Raw genomic sequence first — 23718 nt, 5'->3', positions numbered from 1 at the left:
CATGAACTGGAAAACCACCTCGCTGACTACCTTAATGTTAGTAGCGCTAAACGTCAGTGCGGCAGACGACGCGCAGATCAAACGCGGCCAATACCTGTCCACTGCGGGTGACTGCGTTGCGTGCCACAGCTTACCCGGCGGCAAGCCCTTTGCGGGCGGCCTGGAGCTGCCTACACCGATTGGCGATATCATCGCGACCAACATCACCCCCTCAAAAACCGCCGGCATCGGCAACTACACGTTGGAGCAATTCAGTGACGCCCTGCGCAAGGGTATTCGCGCAGATGGCAAGCATTTGTACCCGGCCATGCCTTACACCGCTTACGCCAAAGTCAGCGACCAAGACATCAAGGACATGTACGCCTACTTCATGAACGCCGTGGAGCCGGTGGACACACCGACAAAAGCGACCGACTTGCCATTCCCGTTCAACATTCGTTTCTCGATGGCGGCGTGGAATTTGCTCTTTCTCGACGATAAGGTGTTCGTACCCAATGAGTCGCAGGATACCGAGTGGAACCGTGGTGCCTATCTAGTACAGGGGCTGACCCACTGCGGCACTTGCCACACCCCGCGCAACTTGCTGATGGCTGAAGAGTCATCAAAAGAATTGGCGGGCGGTGACGTCGGTACCTGGCATGCACCGAACATAACGTCTGACCTCAACAGTGGTATAGGTGGCTGGGACAGTTCCGAGCTGGTCGCCTACCTGAAAACCGGTGAAACCCTGGGTAAGGCGCAGGCTGCCGGACCGATGGCCGAAGCGGTAGATCATAGTCTTCAGTACCTTGAGGAGGGCGACCTGAAAGCCATTGCCGCCTACCTCAAAGCCGTGCCGGCTCGGCACAACCCGGCAGACAGCAAACCGGTATACGCGTTGGGGCAGCCTTACGACGACCTGGCCAGTATCCGTGGGGTCTCCTTGCCGGCGGATGGCGACAAAATGACCGGTGCACAACTTTACGAGGCCTATTGCGGCACGTGTCACCAAGACCGGGGCCAGGGCAGTTTTGAAGGCGGCCTGCCTTCGTTGTTTCATAACACCGCCGTTGGGCGCAGCAACCCCGACAACTTGCTGATGGTGATTCTGGAGGGCGTCAAGCGTGGCGCTGATGGCCAGGACATCCGAATGGAGGGCTTTGCCCACACCTTGAGCGATCAGCAAGTAGCTACACTCACCAACTACCTGACCACACACTTTGGCAACCCCGACGTCAGCGTCAGCGCAGCCAAGGTCAAGGAGGTCCGCGCAGGCGGTCCGACCTCGCACTTGGCTGCATTGGCCCAGGGCGCGATCGCTGTTGGCGTTATCGTGGTGATCCTGCTGTTGATTTGGTGGGCACGGCGCAGACGTCAGTCATAACGTCTGGCTCGTTCGTTGTTTCTCCACGAGAGAGGCAACGAGCAGCCTCGCAACATCTCACATGATCAGCAGGCAAAATGGCTACGCAAGGTAGCTATTTTGTCTGCTGATCTTTGCTTAAGGTGGTTTTTTTGGGCACGACTTTCAGGGCGCTTTTTGCGCCTGGCATGGCTGCCGTACAGTTTTCCATCAAAACACTGATTGGCGGTGGCCTAGCTTTGTGGCTGGCCATGCGGTGGGGGCTCGAGCAACCGTCATGGGCGCTGATGACCGCTTTTATTGTCGCCCAACCCCTTTCGGGCATGGTGCTGCAAAAGGGGCTAGCTCGATTGCTGGGTACCCTTGTGGGAACCATCATGTCAGTGGTGTTCATGAGCATAGCGGCTCAGGCGCCATGGCTTTTTCTCCTGAGCTTGGCGCTTTGGCTCGGTCTGACGACCGCTGTTTCTACGATGTTACGCAGCGCGTTCTCTTACTCGTGGGTATTGGCAGGTTACACCGTCGCGATCATTGCGTTGCCGGCGTTAAACCATCCGTTGGGGGTGTTTGATCAAGCCGTCGCCCGGTGTACGGAGATCAGTCTGGGAATCATCTGCGCAACGCTCACCAGTGCCTTGTTATGGCCCTCGAAGGTGGAGCTCGCCCTGACCCAGCAAGCGCGCGATATCAGCAAGCGTGGTACTCAGGCAGCACAGGCCAGCTTGTTCGGCGCAGACTCCGCTCGTAACGATCTACTTGAGCTGCTTTCCGGGATCATCGCAGCAGACGCCCAGCGCGAGCACGCATGGTTTGAAGGTCATACTGGACGTCAGCGTGCCCGGGCTATCGGAGCACTGGTACAGTCATTACTGATGCTGCTACGACTTTGTCGTTCAGTGCGCAGGCAATGGCTACAGTTGGATGAAAAGCAAATGCATGCCCTGGCGCCCACTTTGGAGGCGGTTGGGCAAGCGCTGTCGGATCCACACCCATCTGACATTGAGGTGTTGAGACACCAGCTTTGGGATAAGTCCAGCGATCCGCAAAACACAGGCGTCGAACGATCCTGTCTGGCACGTATGGCGCTGGTTCTGGATAACACCATGGCCAGCCATCTGGCGCTTCGTGATGTGGAGGAGGGCCGAAGCACTGCTTCAACAGTCAGCCTTGCTGTGCAGCGTGACGGGGTATCGGCCATCTTGTTTGGCACGCGCAGTGCCTTGGCTTTTCTCGCGATGGCCTGTCTTTGGCTGGCGACCGCCTGGCCAGCAGCGATTAGCGGAATGTTGCTGACCTGTGTGGTCTGCGGGTTGTTTGCAAGCAAAGAAAACGGCGCTCAAATAGGCATGAGTTTTTTACGGGGTGTGTGCCTGGCAGTGCCGGCCGCCTTATTTGTGGGGCAGTTCATTCTGCCGCAATGGAGCAGCTTTGCCATGCTCTGCCTGGCGATGGGTGTGCCGTTGTTTTTCGGTGCACTGGGCATGGCCAATCCAAAAATCGCAGGCACAGCCACCTCTTTTTGCCTGCATTTCATAGTCTTGATATCAGTAAGCAATCACATGACCTACAGCGTGGGGGCTTTCCTCAATAACGCGATGGCAATTGCGGTAGGTGTATTCGCCGCTGTGCTGGCATTCAAGTTATTGGTGTTTCGTTACCCGCTCTGGAAAAGCCGGCGATTGCTCAATGCAACCCGCCAGGATCTGGTGCAATTGACCTATCGCGACCTTGCAAATGCTGAAACCTGGTTCGGAGGACGCATGGCTGACCGTCTGCTGCAGTTTGCTCAGTTGGATAAAGACTTATCCAGTGCTGAACGTCTGCGCATTGAAGCTGACATGCACGGGTTGGATATCGGTGATGAGTTGATTCACCTGCGTAAATGTCTCTCCAAGTCAAAGATCTCGATGGAAGGGGCTGACCGGATATTTCTCAGTCGCGTAGCCGACGTGCTGAAAGACCCGCCTGCGAGCGGGCGAGCCAGTGCTCTTGATTCGGCGTCTGAAACGATGCTGCGAGCATTGGATCAGTATCCGCAAAGTAGCGACTTGCGCCTCGCGCGAGGGGCTGTCCTGCAACTTCAACAGAGTTGGCAACGCTGGTGTGTCAGCCAGGAGGCGGACAATGGGATTGCGTGAGTGGTCATTGGGCGGAGTGCTGCTTAGCCCGTTTTTGTTTTATATGTTGCTCGCCTTGCTGATCACGGCTGGTTTACGGGCGTTACTGCAATTAACAGGTTGGCATAGATGGATCTGGCACGAAGCGCTATTCGATGTCGCCATTTACGTTTGTGTCTTGACGCTAGTCACCAAAGGGTTAGGCCCGTTATGAAAAGGAATAACTCATGCGCATGTTAATGCGGGTTGTAGTGACCCTGGCGTTGGTGCTGGTCGCCGTGTTCGCGGGATATGAACTGTGGCGTTACTACATGCTGTCGCCGTGGACGCGTGATGCGCGTATCCGTGCGGATATCATCACGCTCGCACCCGACGTGTCGGGTTGGGTAGAGACACTGAATGTTGTGGACAACCAAGCGGTAAACGCAGGGGATGTGTTACTGACGATTGACCCTGAGCGTTTTGAAGCCGCGTTGCAGAGTGCGCGTGCTGTAGCTGAAACCCGACAGCAAAAACTCAAGCAAAGTGAGCACGAAGCACAGCGCCGGATTACGCTCGGATCGGGAGCTATCAGTGCTGAACTGCTGGAGAACGCAAAATTCAATGCAAAAGTCGCGCAAGGCGAGCTCGATGAAGCGCTGGCTGATGTGCGACTGGCCGAGATCAATCTGGCCCGGTGTGTGATGAGGGCACCGCGAAGCGGGTACATCACTAATTTGCAGTTAGCACAGGGAAACTACGTGACTGCCGGACAGCCCATCATGGCTCTGGTGGACGACTCGACTTTCTACGTTCAAGCCTATTTTGAGGAGACAAAACTACCCAGGGTAAAAGTCGGTGATCCAGTGACTATCTGGCTCATGAGTGCCAACGAACCTATGCACGGGCATGTGCAAAGCTTCAGTCGCGGCATCACGGACTCCAATACCAATCCCGATCCGCAATTGTTGGCGCAGGTTGAACCCACCTTTAACTGGGTGCGCTTGGCACAACGAATCCCGGTGAGAATCAAAATTGAACAAATTCCCGAGGGGAGTGTTTTGAGCGCGGGGATGACGGCCAGTGTTCAAGTGAATCATGAAGAAAGTTCCGACAATTAAATTGGCGAAAAAATTGGCAACATGCGCACCGTAAGCCTTTGAGAGAGGATGGCCTTCGGCGGTGCCGAGTACGAACACCCATTACGGGTGATAAGACGCCAGTTTGGCTATATGACAGTGCCCTTTGGCGACCTGATGCAAAACACCGCCTAACAGCCCGCGCGTTAATTCCTTCGGTTATTGGTCTGTGTTCAAGTTTTTAGCGACAAGCTTGCAGCTGACTCCCATCGTTTGCCCCTTGTGCAGCAACGTCAGGCCCGGATGACCGGGCAGGTGGTGGGCGTTGACGGGGTGAGTGACGGGCTCGAAACAGAAAAAGTCTTCCCCCGGTGGGCAATACACCAGGCAGTACTCGGTGCCGCTTGCCTGGCATTCCAGCGTGTAGCCCAAGTCCGGCTGGATAATCCGCGCATGGCCGTCCCATTCGGTAAAACAGTTGTCCAGCCGTGACTGGGGCAGTGAATTGCCTTGATTAAAGTCCCATTCGGCCGGTAGGGGCACGCAGTCCGTGGGCAACCCTTGGGAATCGCACAGCCACACCTTCGCGGTTTTCGCCTGTAAGCGGGTGTTCGCGGTGCGCGGCAGGTAGGGGTGCAACCCCAAGCCATGCCAGGCGGCATGTTTGTCTTGATGGGTCACCTTCAACTCGATGTTCAATTGCCCATCTCGCAGGGTGTAGATGAGTTGTGCGCTATAGGCGAACGGGATCGTGCTGTCGAGTTGCAGGCAGGCATGCCGGGAACTGTGTTCTTTTACGGCCCAGGCTTGCTGCCAAGCGCTGCCATGGATCGGCAGTGGCCCGGGCGGGCTGTTAGGCGCCAGCGCAAACCAGTGGTCAGGGCCATTGAAACCGCCACCGCCTACCCGGTTTGACCATGGCACCAGCGGATAGCATGCCAACTGGTTGGCTGAGCCGCTGGCCAATGCATCGGCACGGCTGTTGCGCAATAAGGGCTGGTTGCTGGCAATTAGGCGCCAGTCAAGAATACTGCCGCCTATAGATGGAGCAAGGATCAGACGTGTCATGCCGTCTTCAAGGGTCAATAGGTGTGGGGTCATGAGACGCTACCGTAAAAAGTGTCAGATCAATCTGTGGCACGTCGCCAGGTCAGCATCACAATGCCTGCAACCACAATCAGCCCGCCGATAATCTGACCGCTGCTAAGCAGTTGATCCAGGATCAACCAACCAAACAGCAGGCTCGCCACTGGCTCCACGTTCATCACTGGTGCGTTGCGGGCCATGTCCAGGCGGGTTACGCAGATAAACAGCAAACAAAAGCCTAGCCCATACAGCGCCACCAGAAAGGCGAGGGCGGTCCAGCCGGTGGACGAACTCGGCAGGGATACGCCGCCGGGCAACACGCCGCTAAACCCGGCCACTGCCGCAGCGCTGAAGACAATCAACATCGTCAGCATGCTGCGTACGGTACCGCGCAGACTGGAAAGTTTGTGATCGGTGATCCACAGCGCGCAGGCAAACACAGTGGCCGCAGCGAAGCCAAAGGCGATGCCTTCAAGCCATTGCGCTTCAGTGGTGCCTTGGCTGGACAGGCGCTCAGGCACATCGAGGGCAAAGACCAGACCTAGCATGATCATGCCCATCAGCAGAGCGGCACGTCGGGTGGGAGCAGCGCCGCCCAATGCCCAAGTCAGCAATACCAGCAGGATCGGCGCCACGTTGGCGATCAGCAAGGCCAGTGCCACGGGGATCCGCGCCACTGCGGAATAAATAAAGAAACTCTGTGCCGCAATCAGCAGTCCCAGCAGGAGTTGCCAGCGCCAGTTGGCGGGTGTCAGGCGAGGCCGTTCGCGTTGCCACAGCACCAGACTGGTGAGCACCAGCAAGGTCACACCGGCACGGCACAAGATAGCCAGAAGCAGACCGGTGTCGTGGTCGAACGCGATGCGGGCGGCAATATGGTTGCCAGCGAAAGCACAGGCCAGCAGCACCAGAATCAGCACCGCAATATGACGGGGAAATAAAGCAGGAGCAGACATAAGCAACCAGCCTCCTTGGCTGGAAAAAGCTACCTGTAGCCGCTGCCGCAGGCTGCGATAAGGGGCGAGTGAATCTCGAAAGCGGGTCGCTTCGCAACCCATCGCAGCCTGCGGCAGCGGCTACAGGTAAGGATGCGCCTTACAACACCATACTTGGCAGCCACAGCGAGATGGCCGGAACGTAGGTCACCAGCATCAGCACCAGAAAAAGGGCGATATAGAACGGCAGCAGGGCCTTTACAGTGTTCTCGATCGTGACTTTGCCCACGGCCGCGCCCACAAACAGCACCGCGCCCACAGGCGGCGTAATCAAGCCGATACCCAGATTCACCAACATGATCATGCCGAAGTGCACCGGATCTACACCAATACCCACGATCACTGGCAGCAGAATCGGTGTCAGGATCAGGATCAGTGGCGCCATGTCCATCACGGTGCCCAGCAGCAGCAACATCACGTTGATACACATCAGGATCACGTAACGGTTATCCGACAGCGTCAAGAACGCTGTGGTGATCTTCATCGGGATTTCCATCAGCGTCAGGATGTAACCGAAGCTGGCTGCAAAACCGATCAGAATCATCACGATTGAAATGGTTCTGACTGCCCGGTGCATCAGTTTGGGCAAGTCGCGCCATTTGTAGTCGCGGTAGATGAACATGGTGACAAAGAACGACCATACCACCGCAATCGCCGCTGACTCGGTAGCGGTAAAAATGCCGCTCAGAATCCCGCCGAGAATGATGACCATCGCCATCATGCCCCACATGGCGTCACCGGCGATTTTCAGCGCCTGGCGCAGCGGAATCACTTCGCCCTTGGGATAGTTGCGTTTACGCGCAAAAATCATGCACAGGCCCATCATCACCGCGCTAAGCAGCAGGCCCGGCATGATCCCGGCCATAAACAGCGACGCGATCGACACCGTGCCGCCAGCCGCGAGCGAGTAAAGCACTGAGTTGTGGCTGGGCGGTGTGAGCAGGGCTTGTACCGAGCCGCTGACCGTGACCGCTGTGGAGAACTCACGGGGATAGCCGGCCCGCTCCATTTCCGGAATCAGTACCGAGCCGACGGAAGCTGTGTCGGCTACCGATGAACCGGAAATTGCACCGAAGAAGGTCGACGCCACAATGTTGACCAGTGACAGACCACCCCGTACAAAGCCCACCAGCACTCCAGCGAAGGCCACGAGCCGGCGCGACATACCGCCCTCGGCCATAATCGCGCCGGCAAGCACGAAAAAGGGAATCGCCAGCAGGGAAAATTTGTTGACGCCACCGGCGACCTGAATCATCAGTGCATCGAACGGTATGTCAATCCACCAGGCACCCACCAGTGCAGACAGGCCCAAGGCGTAAGCAACGGGCATGCCGATAAGGATCAAAACAATAAAGCTGCCCAACAATACAAAAGCGTCCATTTAAACGGCCTCTTCGCTGGCTTCAACGATGTCGAACCGCACGGCGCGGCGATGGCTTTGGTCACCCAGCACGAGTCTCTCCAGGACGAAGATCAGCGTAACAATGCCGCCCAAGGGGATGGGCAGATAAGAAATGCCGACCCGCAAACCCGGCATTTCGCCCAGAAATTGATTCCAGGTGGTCATGCACAGCTTGAAGCCCTTGACGGTCATGAACAGGCAGACGATGACCATCAGGATCTGGACCAGTACCGCAGCCTGTTTGCGCAGCATGGCAGGCATGCGATCGACGGCCATCGACACCGCCATATGGGCCCCCGCACGATAACTGGCGGCCGCGCCGAAGAAGGTAAACACCACCATTAACAAAATGGCCGTTGGTTCGGGCCAACTGGAGCCACTGCCGAGCACATAACGGGCAAAAATGCCCCAGGGAATAATCAGGGTCATGGTCAGCACCGACAAACCGGCGATCCCGATACAGACCCTGTACAGCAAGTCGTTGAAGCGCAGTACGGTATTTTTCATGTGCTCACCACTGCGGCGGCAAACGGGCCAGAGCCCGCCACCGCGGCGTTATCGAACTGACTTATTGGACGGCTTCAATGCGGGCAATCAGGTCTTTGTAAGCGGCACCGTATTTGTCGCGTACCGGCTGGGTGGCGTCGTAGAACGCTTTTTTCTGTTCTGGGGTAAGGGTGATGAACTCAACCCCTGAGGCCTTGAGTTTGGTTTCACTGTCGGCGGACTTTTTGTCCCATATCACACGCTCTTCCATCTGCGCTTCGCGGGCCAGTTTTTGCACCAGGGCTTGCTGCTCAGGGCTGAGCTTTTGCCAGGTGGTTTTGGCGATCACGATGGGCTCCGTAAGGATCAGGTGATCGGTCCAGGTGAAGTACTTGGCATTCTGATAGTGGTTGTGTTCGAGGTAGGTCGGCGGGTTGTTTTCAGCGCCATCAATCACGCCGGTCTGCAAGGCGCTGAAAATCTCGCCCGTGGCCATGGCGATGCCGTTACCGCCCATGTCGTTAATGGTGTCGATAAACACCGGGTTGCCTTGAACGCGGATTTTCATCCCTTTGAGGTCAGCCATTTCGCGCACAGGTTTCTTGGTATACAGATTGCGCGTGCCACCATCCATCCACGCCAACGCGACCATGTTGAAGTCCGAGTTGGTGATTTTATCCAGCATCTCCTGACCGATTTCACCGTCGATGATCTTGCGCATGTGGGCTTGATCACGGAATACAAACGGCAGGTTGAACGCGTTGGTTTCAGGAACAACAGGCCCCAGGATGCCCAGGCTCACGCGGGTCATTTGCACCGCGCCTGATTGAAGCTGCTCGACCACTTCTTTTTCGGAGCCCAGTACGCCACCAGCAAACATCTTGAAGCTGATATCACCGTTGCTCTGCTCTTGCAGTTTTTTGCCCATCTCTTGCTCAGCCTGAACAGGCGGGTAGCCAGTTGGGTGAACCTCGGCAAATTTGATTTTGATTTCTGCCTGAGCCACGCCACTGAGGCAAAAAGCCAGCGGCAGTGCAGCGAGCAGCAAGGTGCGTTTGAAATTCATGGGGCACTCCAACTCTTGTTGTTTTTATTTAAGGGGGTGAGTCAACAGGGTTTAACGATTACAGATTGAACACGGGTTCTGGCAGGCCCTTGACCCCTGGGTACAGCGCAAACACGCCGCCGGCCAGAGGTTGGTCTCTGACATCACCTTGCGGGCGAATCGAGGTGACAAACAGGGTGTCCAGATTGGCTCCGCCAAAGGCGCACATCGCAGGTTTTTTCACGGGCACAGCCAAGGAACGGTCAAGCTTGCCCTGTGGCGTAAAGCGATGGATCAAGCCAGCATCGTTGCCGCAGATCCAGTAACAGCCGTCTGCGTCGATGGCGGCGCCATCGGGGCGACCCGGATGTTCATTCATGTCCACAAACAGGCGGCGGTTATACGGCGTCGCGTTGTCGGTGTCGTAATCGAAGACCCATATTTTTTGCACGTCCGGATGTGAGTCCGAGAGGTACATGAGAGTGCCGTCAGGGCTGAAAGCCAGGCCGTTGGGCACGGTCAGGCCGCTTATCTGTGCCTTGAGCGGTTCGCTTTGTCCGGCGGTGTAGCGGTACAGAGCGCCCACCGGCAGCCCTGCGGCCATGTCCAAGTGCATGGTGCCTGCCCAGAAACGGCCTTGACGGTCACAGCGGCCATCATTGAAACGCATGTGCGGTTGTGCATGAGCGACACCGCACAGCAGGCGTGTTTCGAGACGGCCATTGACTTGCGGGGCAAGGGCGAACACACCGCTCTGCATGCCGCCAATCCAGCTGCCATCACTGCTTCTGGCGATGCAGGCCAGCATTTCGTCAGCTTCCCAGCTTTGGGTATTGCCGTCGACGAGGTTCCAGCGATGCAGACGTCGGGCAGGAATATCGACCCAGTAAAGCGCCTGTTCGGCGGTACTCCATACCGGGCTTTCGCCGGTGGCATTGCGTGCATCGAGAATGAGCTCAGCAGTCATGGCGACTCGATCCTTGTTTATTTTTATTGTTATGAGCGCCGGGGTTTACTCGTCCCCGAACGGGCCGGCGGCCACGAAGGCACCGCCTTGATAAATCATGCTCGGGTCATCGGCAGCCGGCATTGGCTGCGCTTCGACCTTGGCGCGGAACACTTCTGAAGAGTCTTTTGGCTCAAAGCCCAAATGCGCGGCAAAGCGATTGTCCCACCACACCTTGAGATTGTTCGAGGCGCCATAGACGACGGTGTGGCCGACATTCGGGGTGTACAGTGAGCGTTCGATCAATTGCGTGAGGTCGGCAAAACTGAGCCAGGTGCTCATCATTCTGCGGTTTTGTGGTTCCGGGAATGAGGAGCCGATGCGGATACTGACAGTTTCGATTCCGTAGCGATCAAAATAGAAAGTCGCCATGTCTTCGCCGTAGGACTTGGATAAGCCGTAATAACCATCCGGGCGGCGAGGGGAGTGGGCGTCAAGGGTCTCACTCTGCTTGTAAAAACCAATGACATGGTTGGAGCTGGCGAAAATTACGCGCTTAACGCCATGACGGCGTGCGGCTTCGTAAACATGGAACACGCCGGAAATGTTCGGCCCCAGAATTTCTTCAAAGGGGCGTTCTACAGAAACACCGCCAAAATGCAGGATGGCGTCGACGCCTTCTACGAGTTGATGAACCGCCTGCTTATCGGAAAGATCGCATAGGAAGACTTCTTCACTGCTGTCAATGGCGGGAGCCATCGGGGCAATGTCAGAGAGTCGCAAGGTCTTGGCGTAAGGCTTGAGGCTTTCGCGTAGAACCTTCCCCAAGCCACCGGCGGCACCGGTGAGAAGAAGGCGATTGAAGGGGGTTTGGACAGTACGGGTGGTTGTCATCAAATATCCCTGTATTTCTTATTAGTGTCATCTGTTGTCGTATGACTTGGGTGGATTATTCGCAGTCATTTCTATGCTTGTCAATAGAGCCCCTCACCCTAATCCTCTCCCGGAGGGAGAGGGGACTGAAGGCAAAAACAGATTTGCAATACGCCTTCATTCGGTCCCTCTCCTTCGGGAGAGGGTTGGGGTGAGGGGCAGGCCCAACTCAAATCCAGGGCCTTACATCAACGACAACGGATAGCTGATAAAGATGCGGTTTTCATCGAACTCATTGGTGCTGTAGTCGCGACGTATGGACGCGTTACGCCAGCGTACGTTGAGGTCTTTGAAGGTGCCGCTTTGAATGGTGTAAGCCAGCTCCGACTCACGCCCCCATTCCTTACCGTCCGTAATAACGCCGGTATGGATGTTATCGCCGCTGATGTAGCGGTTCATCATGGTCAGGCCCGGCACACCGAGCACGGCGAAGTCCAGGTCATGGCGCAGCTGCCAGGAGCGTTCCTTGGCATTGTCGTAGCTGGAGTTGTAACTATCGTTGGCCAGCGTGCCCCCGCTGGTGCCATTGACGCGGAACCAGGCATCATCGCCGCTGACTTTTTGCAGGCCCAGGTACAGCGTGTTGCCTTTGTACCGGGCGGACAGCAGGGCGTAAGCGGTTTTGTTGTCCAGGTCACCGGCCAATTTGCTGCCGTCTTCCTTGCCCCAGAAATAACCGAGGTTGGCCCCCAGAGTCACATCGCCAATGGGTTGGCTGTGCAACAGGTTAATAAACTGCTGCTGGTAAATGTCTTCGAGCTGCGCATACCACAGTCCGACTTGGGTGCGTTTCTCGTTGAAGCTGTAATCACCGCCAGCAAAGTTGAAGCGATCAGAGGTAAAGGCACCTTTCCCGTTGAGCGACATGTCTTCCATGCTCGCATCGTTGCGCGGGCTGTTGGCCCGGAACTGGCCGCCGTAAAGGTTCAGGCCGGCAATTTCTTTAGAAGTAATCTGGCCACCACGAAAGGTTTGCGGCAATGAACGCCCGTCGTCCGAACGCAAAATAGGCAGCACTGGCATCCACTCACCGATTTTCAGCTCGGTGTTGGAAATTCTGGCTTTGCCTGCAACACCCAAACGACCGAAGTTGTCGGCGGGTTCGCCATTATCGTGGGTCGGTAAAAGCTGAGTACCGGCAGTGCCTTTACCGCCATCGAGCTTTTGCGAATACAGTCCCAGAACATCCACGCCGAAACCGACAGTGCCTTGGGTAAATCCGGATTTGACGTCGAGAATGAAGTTTTGAGTCCATTCCTCGGCTTTGCTTTGTGGATGATCGGGGTTGGTGAAGTTCCGGTTGATATAGGCGTTGCGTAAATTCAGTGTGGCTTTGGTATCGTCAAGAAACCCTTCGGCCATCCCGGTGATAGGCAGGGCCAGAGCCATGCTGCCCAGCCCGATCAAAGCCAGAGAGCGCGTGTGCGGCGAGAGTGTTGAGCGTGCGAGACGGGTGCGCGAGCGGGTGGCCGTGAGCATGAGTGAATTCCTTGACTATTATTATTTTTGTCATCTGTTGTCGTACAACAGTGGCGGGATTATTTTCCGTTTACAGCGGCTTGTCAATGCAATATGCCACTACGCTTTGCGCGACAAATATAGGAATAATCGCGGCACACCACGCTTTATCCAGAAAAGAGGGCACTCGTCTGTATATTGGCTGACTAAGCTTCGGTTATCCCCTTACACGCGCTTTCAAGACATGGACGCATATGAACGAAACGAGCCTTCAACGAAAAACCCTGCTTCTGTTGCTGGCCTTAGTCACAATTGCCTTTATCTGGATATTGTTGCCGTTTTACGGAGCGATTTTTTGGGCTGTTGCACTGGGGATTCTATTCGCGCCGTTGCAACGCAAGATGCTGCTCAAGCTCAGGGGCCGGCGCAATCTGGCCACCTTCACCACACTGGGTGCCTGTACGGTGATTGCGATCATCCCGGTGGTGCTCACCACCGGCTTGCTGGTGCAGGAGGTGGCACTCCTCTACAAGGATGTGGAAAGCGGCAAGATCAACGTTGCCAGCTACGTCATGCAATTCAAGGACATTTTGCCCTTCAGCGTGCAGGAATGGCTGGATCGCTTAGGCCTGGGCAGTATCGACGGGCTGAGCGAGAAAGTCGCCAAAGGCGCGCTGGAAGGCAGTCAGTTTTTCGCCACACAAGTCTTCAGCTTTGGCCAGAGTACCTTCGATCTGGTGGTGAGCTTTTTCATCATGTTGTACCTGCTGTATTTCTTTATCCGCGATGGCCAGCAGATGGTTCGCATGATTCGCAACGCGGTGCCCCTGGCCGAACAGCAAAAGCGTTTGCTGCAACTGAAACTGCGCCGTGTGGTGCGTGCTTCGGTCAAAGGCAACTTGGCGGTGGCGATCACTCAAGGCGCATTGGGCGGGATCATTTTCTGGATTCTGGGCATACACAGTGCGCTGTTCTGGGCGGTACTGATGATGTTTCTGTCGTTACTGCCGGCCGTGGGTGCAGGGATTGTATGGGCGCCAGTGGCGGTCTACTTTCTGGTCACGGGGGCCATCTGGGAAGGTGTCGTGCTGGCGCTCTACGGGGTGTTTGTCATTGGCATGGTCGACAACGTACTGCGCCCGATACTGGTCGGCAAAGACACCAAGATGCCGGACTTTCTGATTCTGATTTCAACCCTGGGCGGCATGGCGATTTTCGGCCTGAACGGGTTTGTGATCGGCCCGTTGATCGCCGCCCTGTTCCTGTCGAGTTGGGGGTTGTTCAGCGGCACCCGCCGAAAAGTGCGGCTGCCCGCTGACATTCAAACCGAGGATTAACGAAAGCTGTAGGAAACTCCGACGTAGGCACCCCGGCCTTCGCCGGGAGTGGAGCGGGCGGCGTCCTGGCCTTTGTCGTCGTAGCCGGGGGTGACCGTGGCGGCGTAATGTTCATTACTCAGATTGCGCAGGTCGAGCCAGGTGTGCCAATCCTGCTTGGGTGAGGCATAGCCCAGTGTTGCCCCCCACAGCATGTAGGACGAGGTGTAAAACGTGTTGGCATAATCCACTGCCATGCGTGAGGCCACTTGTGTATTGACCCCGGCGTAGAAACCTTGAGGGTGGTCGTAGCGCATCTCAGCCTGGTAGTAATGCTGCGGTATACCCGGCAATTTGTTGTCGCCAAAGCGCTCATCATCTCGGTAATGAAAGTCGCTAAACGTATAGGCCTGACGCAACGACACCTTGCCCGCCGCTTCGCCTTGCCACAACACGCTGTTCAAGCCTGCTTCAATACCTTGATGCACCGTGGGGCTGGCATTGGACTCTCCGACAACAGGGCTTTGTGAGGCGGTAGCAGCCTGGGTTTCGACACTGAGCAATTCGTGGCGAATGGCTGAGTAATACCAGGCCAGATCCCATTGCCCGATCCAGGCATCGCCGCGAGTGCCCAGCTCCAACGTGGTTGCGGTTTGATTGTCCAGCGACACGGGGGTGCTTTGACGCCCTGTTGCCGGGCCGCTGCCAATCGGGAAGGTAAACGGCGAACCCCATATCATCGACCACGGGTGAGGCGGTTCAACCGAGCGACTGAGATTGCCGTATACCTGCAGGTGCGGGTTGAACTCATAGCGAAGGCCGAGCCGTGGTGCGTAGTCCCAGTCGTGCTGACTGACCTTGCCGCCACTGTCGGGGTAACTCACATCACTTTCGCGGCGGGTATAGATAAGTGCCATTCCCGTTGTAAGCCATAGGTCTGGCATCAACTCCAGATCATTGCTGGCATGCAGAACCGTGTCCGAACCTTGATAACTGAAATCACGGATTTTGGTGCCAGGTGCATATCCTGCCGTGTTACCCACGGGAATGCGCACATACTCCGACGCGCCACTGTTGGGCAGATGCTTGGTTGAGCGCAGTCCCACCGTGGTTTTGCTTTCAAGTCCGAACAGCGTGTCGCGCCGCTTATAATTCATCGTACCGCTGACATCGGTGTAAGCGACCTTCAAGCGGTTCGGCCCTTCGCGCAGGTCCATCGGGTAATCGTGATAGACGAGGCCGACTTCCAGCTGCGAGTCATCATCCAGATACATCGTGGTCTTGTTGCCCAACCATGTACTGCCCGGCTGCGGGCGGTTGTAATCCCCTGCGACGTAGGCAGGGTTGGCGGCACGCGGGTGGTGTTTGATGTTGTCTTTGGTCACGCGCCCGGCCAGTTGATTGTCGGTTTCGCGATAACGCAGGTAAAAGCGGGTTTCAAGTTGCGGATTGAAGCGATAGCCGACATTGGCTGCAATGCCTTTACTGCTGCCAGCGGTGTGATTCTGATAACCGTCGGTGTCGGAATCGGTCAACGATACGTAGTAATCGAGATCCCCGAGCACCTGTCCGGAACTGATCTGGCGTTTTTGATAGCCGTAGCTGCCTGCTTCGTAGCGCACTTGCAGCGGTGCGGCATCGTAGCCGGTATGGGTGACGTAATTGATGGAGCCGCCCAGCGCTAAAGCACCCGTGTCAAAACCATTGGCACCACGTAGTACCTCCGCGCGACTGAGCCACAATGGTTCGAACAGCTCATAAGGCGTGCCCCCTGGCCCGGTGAGCGGCAACCCGTCGAACATCACATACAGACCAGAGCCGTGGGCACTGGGCGCGCGGTTGATGCCCGAGCCTCGCACCGATACCTTGGCCCCGTCATTACCGGCCGACTGCGCATAAATACCCGGCTGGTACGCCAGCACATCGGTATTGCTGGCGGTGCGCCCATTTTCGACGCGGCTCAAGTCAATCACGTTGCTGGCGCCGGGGACTTCTTCGAGCGCACTCCGAGCGGCTTCCAGCTCACTGCTTTCTTCGCTGCGCACCTGTACTTCACCCAGCTCAAGGGTATTGCCATAGACGGGGGCGGCGCATATGAGCGCCAAGGGTAGAAGCGAAGAAAGGGCGGGGCGCATTGGCTGACAGTTCCACATCGATGGGCGGGCGGCGCGCAAGCCTATACAAGCGCTCTATGGCTGGCAACCTCGCATACTCACGGTTAAGGACGTTATTTAATCGAGTTGAAGTAATCAGCCAGCAAGGTGATGTGTTGATCTTCGATCTCCGTCATTACCCGATTCCTGAATATTCCTTGTCGAGTTGCGGACTTGTATACCTGTATGTTTATTTCAAGGAAAAAATTAGGCCGCCGCTTTAAAGACGGGATATTGCCTATTGTGGCACCTTGTCCTTAAGCGCCATGGCAATTGACACAACCACTACTCAGGATTTTGGGCCTGTGGAAGGTACGTGGTAGTCTGGTTGTTTCTAATGTTATGGTGAGTGACTTCACTGTCTAAAAAGTTACTGAGCGCTTGCACAATAGGCGGTTCTTTGTCGCGCTCTACATAAGATGACACTACATAAGTAACAGCGATACCAAACGTCGCGTCAGTCTTTAGGAGTAGACCCCGCGCGTTCCATAAGTGCTCAAGTGGAGACATGCTCAAGAACGTATAAAGTGGGTCGTCAGCACCGGGTGATCTGATCATCTCGATAGTTATTACGTTATTGGCACCCTTTGTAATCTTAGACCCTTTGCCCAGAAAGGATTCAAACGTAAGTTTAGCTTTATTAATTTCACCCGACGCTAAACTGAACTTGCCAATCTTGCCTTGGACCATCTTCTGTTTCAGAGTTTCAGCGGTAATAATACCATTGGACCTCGGTAAACTTGAGTCAACCTCATCAAGACGGTGCGCAGCAAACTTACCGTTGCCCAAGCTGAACAAAACATGGTGATGAAGATCACCATCAGATATCACTACGACCTGCGAAGCTGGGACCGAACTCAGTTGTTCTCCAGTGGTAATGGGCTTAGGCTTATTCAAAAGTCGAGAAATATATTTGCTTTTGCTGTCTACGCTTCTTTTGGTAAGGGTATCTGATAGTGCCTTGAATAGAACAGACTCTTCCGTTGTAAGGTTGGCCATGGAAGATGCAGTGTCAGTCACGTATGCAGGGCTGATCAATGTTTTAAACCACGTGGGCTCGGTCAAGTTGATGGTGGAGTTCGCGTTATAGCCGCTGAGGCTTGGCGGGGTGAGCGGATTAAAACGATGACTTGCCAGCGTGGGACTTGAAGTGTCCAGATATTTGATCATTAGATCGCCATCGAAAGATCTGTATTTTTCAAGCCATTGGGCTTCTGTCAGAATAAAGGGATCATCAATTGCAGCGATATTTAGGTTGCCTAGTCGCCTCGCTGTCAGATCAAATACATAGCGCTGGCCATCTTTCTCACCTGTTATAACGATGTGACGCATGTAAGTGTGTTGGTCGCTTTCGCTCCAAAAATAGACAACGCGATATTGGATATCAGTCATGCCAATATCAGATTCTAACAAGCGCGCTCGCACGTTCTGTAGAAAATTTCTACTGACTGTTCCAAAAGGGGGGTTCATGGCAAGCTTTATTGCTGGCTCGACTTTTAGTTTGTCGAGCATAGTTGCCATGGAAGATTTCAAAGGGTCATCAAGGTCAGTCACGACAGAAGTGCCGAGGGGAATAGGCGTTTCAGTAGTAGGTAACTGGGTAACAGTAGCTTGTCTTGTCAGGGGTGGCATTGACTCAGTATCGTTTGCTGCGCTAAGGGTTGTATTGTTAAGGTTAACGTCTGGCGTCTCGACCTCGGTGACTATTTTGATAGGTGTATTACTGCTCTTAAGTGTCCAACCATTCTCGGAATGAGTTAAGATATCAGCGTCGGATAAGTCTATCGTTACCCAACTATCAGATTGTTCAGGATTAATCAGTGTGTTGTTGATCCCTGCTACTTTTCCTTCGCCCAAGTTGATACCCGTAAAGATAACATTGTTATCTGCATCGCGTATGCTCATTCGGCTACCTGGTGTCATGTCAATAAATTGGGTAGCATTTTCTATTTTTTTACTTGAACCACTCAGGAATGTATCCGCAGATACCCCTTGCGCAGCTGCCACCTCAGGCGTGATGACGCCTGTCTCTACTTGAAGATTCAATACCGCACCTTGACGGCTAGTGCTCCCTGGGGAGATACGGTTTTTAAATGAAGCATCCGCCGCGCCATGTTTGGCCGATAAAACTGATTTTTGCTTCGGTGTCAGCTTCCTGGCAGCGACTCTTTCTTTTGCTAATTTAGAAGCCTTATTGTAAATATTGGACAGTCGAGTGGAGGTATTGCCTACCGTATTAATTAATACTTTGCGGCCCATCCACACCTCGGGAAGTACACCTATGGCTAATAATATTCGGCCAATTTCGATGCTTTCTTCAGACGATTTATAACTGTCTCCCTGATCGGTATTCGCCATATTTATACGCTCAACAACTTCGCCAGCTGCGGCAAAGCCTAAACCAAAAAAAATCCCCAAAAGGGTCTGTGGAACAGTGGGGACTCCTAATAACAGAATTAAAGTCGCAAACTCGGCGAATTGTAGTAGCGATTTTGTGTAGGCAATTTTCCGGTCAGATGAGTGCTCACTTGTGGTGTACACAAAGCCATCCAAATTGCTTTTCATTTGTTCGATTTTCGCTGCCCATAGGGCTGCTTCCCATTCTGAGGTTTCGCCTATCCCTATCCTCGGGTCTGTTAAGTAGTCCTCAATACCGGCTAAGCCAATTGATGCTTTAGGGCTGAATTTGTCAGATGCCGTAGCCCTCAGGAGGTCAAACACTGAAAGATGTGGGCTTATAAATTGCCACATTAATTTGTTTTCGTCATTTTTCGTGTAAATAAAACTGGTGTTGTGCTCATAAGAGACAAGGAGCATTTTATCTTCAGTCCCATAGGCAATCACCCCGGCTAAGACTTTACCTTTGAATTTGAAGGGTTTCGGCTCAAAAAACCCATCCCATGCAAGTTTAGATATTCGGTATTTTTCAGAATTAGATGAACCTTGCATATTCGCCAATAAAATGATGGACGTTTGTTGTTTTGCATATGCGCCATATTTCATTTTTGCTACGTCGTTATCTTTCAAGGCCCCCAAATCTGATGAAAATTTCTGCTCAATACCATTACGGATGTCGCCGCTTTTGAGTGCCGCTACCACGCTTGCGGGTGTACCTTCTTGATTGGGAGCAATGCTATGCACTCGAGTTGATCCCGTTACGAATGTGCTTTCTGCACGCCACGGATTGCCCAAAGCAACATCGGTTAGGCTAAGATAGTTTGGGGTCACTGTAAAGTTAGCACCGCCGTTACCCATTGGAGCAGTGGGACCTCTCATCTCAGTGTTAACAACAAACGAGTCACTGAGTTTAACTTTCGCTGCATCCTCAACACCGACTTTATTTGCGATTACATTCATAATGGTATTGCCGATATAGCTTTTTATTGATTCATCATCTTTGTCAACAGGTTTGCTTTGGCGTGCGGTCATGTCCAAGATTTCATTGCTACTCAACGTCATGGAACTATCATTTTCTAACGGATCAGCAACCCTGTCTGATAGAGAGTTTTTGAGGCGATATGCCTGTAGCTTAGATCTATATTTAGTATAAATTTCATAGGCGCGATTGGTATTTCTGGTGGAGTTACCGTGGTTGCCCCTAAGACGACGCTCCAAATCTGCTTGCACTTTCAATAAGCCTGCAAGTGTATTACCAGCAGTTCTTGCATGCTTGGAACTTGCGCCTTTCATGGCCTCTTTGAGCTTTTTCAGTTCCGACTGGACTTTTTTCAATTTTTTTCCGTGTTTCGACCTTAGCGCTTGTAATCTGAGACCCTCTTTAATATGAGTTATATAGGCTGACCGGAGATCAACCAATTCACGCTGTTCTTGCGCCTTGGGTTCCAGATTTTTGATTTTAACTTCAAGGTCCTTAATATCGTTATTATTTTTATGTATGTTCTTCTGAAAATTAGCATTGTCGGCTTTGAGTCTTCTGGTTGTATTTCTGCGTTCGATCACTTTTTTTCTGGGTAAGTATGTGTGTCCTTGCGCATAGTCAGCAGGGCCTTCCGTGTACCTAATGCGTGCTGATGTTGCGTCATTAGCATTTATTTTTGAGCGAAGTTGTAGGTTATTTTGTTTTAGTGCTTGTATTGATCGTTTAAGCCGCTCCTGTTCTTCGTACTCAGGGAATTCGACGGTTTCCTGGTTTTGCAGAGGCGGAGCAGGGTTTACGAGTGCCGGAACTGTATTTTCAGCCGGCTCTGTCCCCACTCCATAGGCGGGTTCATCTCCTTGAGGTAATTCGTCATTCATATTCAAGGGTTGAGCATTCGGTGGAGCTGTAGATGCAGCGGGGTGACTTATAAGGGGCGGTTTAATTGACCCCTGATCTTTAGTCTTAACCGCTGTTGAAATCGGAGCGCTGTCCCTTAAAGGAACTGATTTAGTAGCTTCGGCGGCTTCTTGGAGTTTCCGAATTTCTGTTTTTAGTGCACTCACAGCCTCTTTACGATTTGCGCTGTATTTGAGAAACGGTTGTTCCAGGCCAGCGAACACAATATCTCCCATTGCCCTTTTTTTTACGCGCTCTAAGAACTTACTTCGGTTTTCACCGCCTTTGTACAGCCCGTGCAAGAAAAATGCCCCTGCCAGCGCAGTATTAAACCCGCGGGGCAATACACTGGTTACAATCCTGAAAGCCAACTTTTGAACCTCACGTCCTACAAAGTCTTCAATCGCTAACGTCGGATCTTGACCTGGACGGGTTCCTTTTTTAAGTTTTCGAATGCCCCACATTATAATCAGCGGGGCAAAAATAATTTTAAAGTAACGTAAGCGTGGCCAAAGATAGTTCTTTCTTGGGCTTATCGACGTTAGTCTATCCAGTGCTTCATACCCGTTTCTAAGACAACCGGCCATTGCTCCGACGATAGAATTATAAGCGACCTTTTTTTCACCCCACTGATGCAGGTAATCAGATATCTTGGGGAATTGGGCCAGGACTTGTTCTATTGTTTCTGGCCAGTAGAGGGAATCGTTTTCAGCATCGTGTAGGGCTAGATCCATCCATTTACCCAAGACAACGGCATCCGGGTCCTTATCTGAGGTGAAATTGCCTTGCAGACGCCGTAGCATTTTATCAACAGCCTCATCAACCTCCTTATGCTTGTCAGGGTTATCAGGATAATCTTTTAGATAGGCTTTCTTTTCCTCAGTGATAACTTGGCCAATATCTTTGGCCAATATTCCTAGGCGGGAATAATTATTCAGGGGGGCGCCAGTCAGGTCTGTGGTGGCTAGCTTGATTCTATCTTTGACCCTGGCGGCCAGTTGTAAAACTTTCCGACATGTCAGCACTATATATTCAGCGTCAAAACGGCTTGTATCAATAGGGTAGGTTATGTTTTTCAATTTAGCGGTTGCAGTCATTAATTCAACGACGGCTGGGCGCAGTGAATCTTCCAATCTCAAGAGTCTGGCTTTTCCTTCTGGATGCCTGCTGGCAGGGATGAATGAAATTGTCTTTTTCAAATCAGCAGTAACTGCGTCTTCCGAAGCATTTGTTTCAACTAACGCTGCGATTTTGTGGGCGTTTGAAATCGCATTATTGAGTGAGTCGGTAGCCTCTTTGCGGTCTTTGATTTTATTGCTAAGTTTGATGGATTCCTTTGTCTGGTCAGCGTACATAGTTCCTAAAACATGTTGCAATGCCTGGCTTACGGCGTGTTTCAATTTATCGTCTTCTTCAAAAAAGGGTTCAGGCTGTCCGTTGACTTGCGCATCAGCACTGGTGTTAGGTTGTCCAAACACACCTTTTCTAGATGAGCTTCTTTTCTCTGCCAGTGACGCTATATTCAGTAAGTTAGTCGTGACCTCTTGAATGCTTTGCGTAGCGTTTAACATGCCCAGTGGTGCTGCGCTTATTAATGCATACATTCTGAGAAGATCGTCATCACTGGCGTCTAACTTATTGGCCGGTGTATGCACGTTCATCGCGATACGTGATTTTCGGAAGACTGTTTTCACAAGTGGGGTAAAATAGGCAATTGTATTATTTGCAAGCCGATCAAATGAAGTTGATGCTCTAATTAATATCTCTATAGGTTCATCTGCCAACTCAGTCCCAAAATGACGAATTCCTTTCTTGGCGCTCTCAATGCTGTTATGGATTTTTATACCCGTTGGCTCATAAGGTTTGACTTTTCTTTTAATTGACTTTAATTCAGTAACCGACGCCAACAATGCTATTTTAGAATGCTGAAATACCTGTAACAGATCTAAGTATACATCGTCCGGTTTGAGTGTTTTTTTTACAAGCGTGGGGGCATTGGCTGAGAATGGAACCACCTCTCTGCCAACGTCCAAATAGTTATCTAACGTTTTTATTTGCTCTTTCATTGGTGAGTAAGCAGTCTTTGCCAAACTCGCCATGTGATGTCTCAGGTCTTCGAATTTCAGTTCTAAAATCGTTTGTGCAAAACTTTTTGTTGCGATAGATGCGCTGTTATATACAGCTTCTACATAAGTCTCTGCTGCTTTTTTATCCTTGGGCGAGAGGCTATTTTGTGTGTCTGATGTTAATAGGTATTCGGCAGTTAACTGGAAGATTTCTTGGGTGGCCGTGTCTTTAAATTGTTGCCAATACTGAGGGTTGTTTAAGCTCATGATTTGATTAATGTCAGCCGATGCTTGAGCTAACCAACCCCCCACTGTATTCAGCTGTTCTATCAACCTTGAGTACTCAGGCGCTGCCAGTTTTTCCCATTGGGCATTCGTTATTGTCGTTATTTCTTTTATGGCCACCGCTATCAGGCGCAGCGCAGCGGAGTCAGACGTGTAAATAGACTGCTCAGCGATAAGTTTTTCTAACTGTTTTATTTGTTGGCGATCTAATTGTGGCCTGTTTTTGCCGCGCTTTTCGAATTCCGTCCACTTATCTATTCCGGCATTAACTTTCTTCTGGAGAACCGCTTCAAATCCCGTCTGAGGTACTTCGGACTCATCACCTTCTGCCAGTGAATCCAGTAGCGTCTCGTTGACCCCCAGCTCACTTAAAGTAGCTGTTGCAAGCTCCTCCTTCGCGATTGCATCGTCGTGATTGTCTGTTCGATCCGTAGCTGACCGGCTAGCCGCCTTCAAGTGGGGGACGGCTAAAATTAGGTTTTGTGGCGAAACGCCCGTATATGACGCCTGAGCTAAAGACGTTTGTGGAAATGCCTGCATGCCATCTGGGGCATTGTGAGGCTCAATTACCGCTTGACTGGTCTTGGACTTTTCAGCAGCCGTTCGACTTGGTGTATCACTTGTCTGGCTCGGCATTGATGCTCACCCATATTTGGACGAGGGGATCTTTGAGGAAATTTCTTACGCTCTGAGTTAACAGTAGCTGACAGGTGTGATCGCGAAAGTGAACCGTTCACCTCAGGTATACCGGCTG

At 52.9% G+C, this 23718-nt stretch carries 15 protein-coding genes; 5 read left to right on the top strand and 10 right to left on the bottom strand.

Annotation, left to right across the window (positions count from 1 at the left end):
- The first annotated feature begins 1 nt into the window (after nt 1).
- From FJD38_RS01925 to FJD38_RS01910, 4 genes are all read left to right on the top strand, one after another.
- A complete protein-coding gene (locus FJD38_RS01925) occupies nt 2-1363 on the top strand; it encodes a cytochrome c (protein ID WP_146383775.1) in 1362 nt (453 codons plus the stop codon).
- A gap of 131 nt (nt 1364-1494) precedes the next feature.
- A complete protein-coding gene (locus FJD38_RS01920; protein WP_146383774.1) occupies nt 1495-3480 on the top strand; it encodes an FUSC family protein in 1986 nt (661 codons plus the stop codon).
- Nucleotides 3467-3673 (top strand): DUF1656 domain-containing protein, encoded by a 207-nt coding sequence (locus FJD38_RS01915; RefSeq protein WP_146383773.1) that lies wholly within the window; start codon nt 3467-3469, stop codon nt 3671-3673. Before FJD38_RS01920 ends, FJD38_RS01915 begins: the two co-directional genes overlap by 14 nt.
- Nucleotides 3674-3686: 13 nt before the next feature.
- Nucleotides 3687-4559, top strand: coding sequence for an efflux RND transporter periplasmic adaptor subunit (locus FJD38_RS01910; RefSeq protein ID WP_122784541.1), 873 nt, complete (start codon nt 3687-3689; stop codon nt 4557-4559).
- Nucleotides 4560-4736: 177 nt separating this feature from the next.
- On the opposite strand, the gene FJD38_RS01905 is transcribed toward FJD38_RS01910, so the two are convergent.
- The 8 genes from FJD38_RS01905 to FJD38_RS01870 all read right to left on the bottom strand — a co-directional run bounded on the left by FJD38_RS01905 (nt 4737) and on the right by FJD38_RS01870 (nt 12889).
- Complete coding sequence (locus FJD38_RS01905; protein WP_146383772.1) at nt 4737-5618, bottom strand: aldose 1-epimerase; 882 nt, start codon at nt 5616-5618, stop codon at nt 4737-4739.
- Between the two features lie 26 nt (nt 5619-5644).
- Nucleotides 5645-6559: an EamA family transporter gene (locus tag FJD38_RS01900; RefSeq protein WP_122784543.1), complete on the bottom strand. Its 915-nt coding sequence runs from the start codon at nt 6557-6559 to the stop codon at nt 5645-5647.
- Between the two features lie 139 nt (nt 6560-6698).
- The gene (locus FJD38_RS01895; RefSeq protein ID WP_146383771.1) at nt 6699-7979 is read right to left on the bottom strand and encodes a TRAP transporter large permease; all 1281 of its coding nucleotides are present in this window, start codon (nt 7977-7979) and stop codon (nt 6699-6701) included.
- Nucleotides 7980-8507: a TRAP transporter small permease gene (locus FJD38_RS01890; RefSeq protein WP_146383770.1), complete on the bottom strand. Its 528-nt coding sequence runs from the start codon at nt 8505-8507 to the stop codon at nt 7980-7982. It abuts the gene before it with no gap.
- A gap of 61 nt (nt 8508-8568) precedes the next feature.
- On the bottom strand, nt 8569-9552 hold the full coding sequence (locus FJD38_RS01885) for a TRAP transporter substrate-binding protein (protein WP_146383769.1): 984 nt from the start codon (nt 9550-9552) through the stop codon (nt 8569-8571).
- Between the two features lie 58 nt (nt 9553-9610).
- Nucleotides 9611-10498, bottom strand: coding sequence for an SMP-30/gluconolactonase/LRE family protein (locus FJD38_RS01880; RefSeq protein ID WP_146383768.1), 888 nt, complete (start codon nt 10496-10498; stop codon nt 9611-9613).
- Between the two features lie 45 nt (nt 10499-10543).
- Entirely contained in the window at nt 10544-11371 is an 828-nt protein-coding gene (locus FJD38_RS01875) for an NAD-dependent epimerase/dehydratase family protein (protein WP_122784548.1), read from the bottom strand.
- Between the two features lie 222 nt (nt 11372-11593).
- Complete coding sequence (locus tag FJD38_RS01870; protein WP_122784549.1) at nt 11594-12889, bottom strand: OprD family porin; 1296 nt, start codon at nt 12887-12889, stop codon at nt 11594-11596.
- 233 nt (nt 12890-13122) lie between these two features.
- On the opposite strand from FJD38_RS01870, the gene FJD38_RS01865 reads away from it, so the two are divergent.
- The gene (locus FJD38_RS01865) at nt 13123-14205 is read left to right on the top strand and encodes an AI-2E family transporter (RefSeq protein ID WP_122784550.1); all 1083 of its coding nucleotides are present in this window, start codon (nt 13123-13125) and stop codon (nt 14203-14205) included.
- Here the strand turns inward: FJD38_RS01865 and FJD38_RS01860 are convergent.
- Both FJD38_RS01860 and FJD38_RS01855 read right to left on the bottom strand, forming a co-directional pair.
- Nucleotides 14202-16319, bottom strand: a complete 2118-nt coding sequence (locus tag FJD38_RS01860) for a TonB-dependent receptor family protein (protein WP_146383767.1) — start codon at nt 16317-16319, stop codon at nt 14202-14204. The genes FJD38_RS01865 and FJD38_RS01860 overlap by 4 nt on opposite strands.
- Before the next feature lie 303 nt (nt 16320-16622).
- A complete protein-coding gene (locus tag FJD38_RS01855; RefSeq protein ID WP_158637844.1) occupies nt 16623-23504 on the bottom strand; it encodes a hypothetical protein in 6882 nt (2293 codons plus the stop codon).
- Nucleotides 23505-23718 lie beyond the last annotated feature (214 nt).

Source organism: Pseudomonas saxonica (assembly GCF_007858365.1).
Lineage (GTDB): Bacteria > Pseudomonadota > Gammaproteobacteria > Pseudomonadales > Pseudomonadaceae > Aquipseudomonas > Aquipseudomonas saxonica.
Note: the sequence above shows the minus strand (reverse complement) of the source record. Positions and strands in the feature narration are given on the sequence as shown.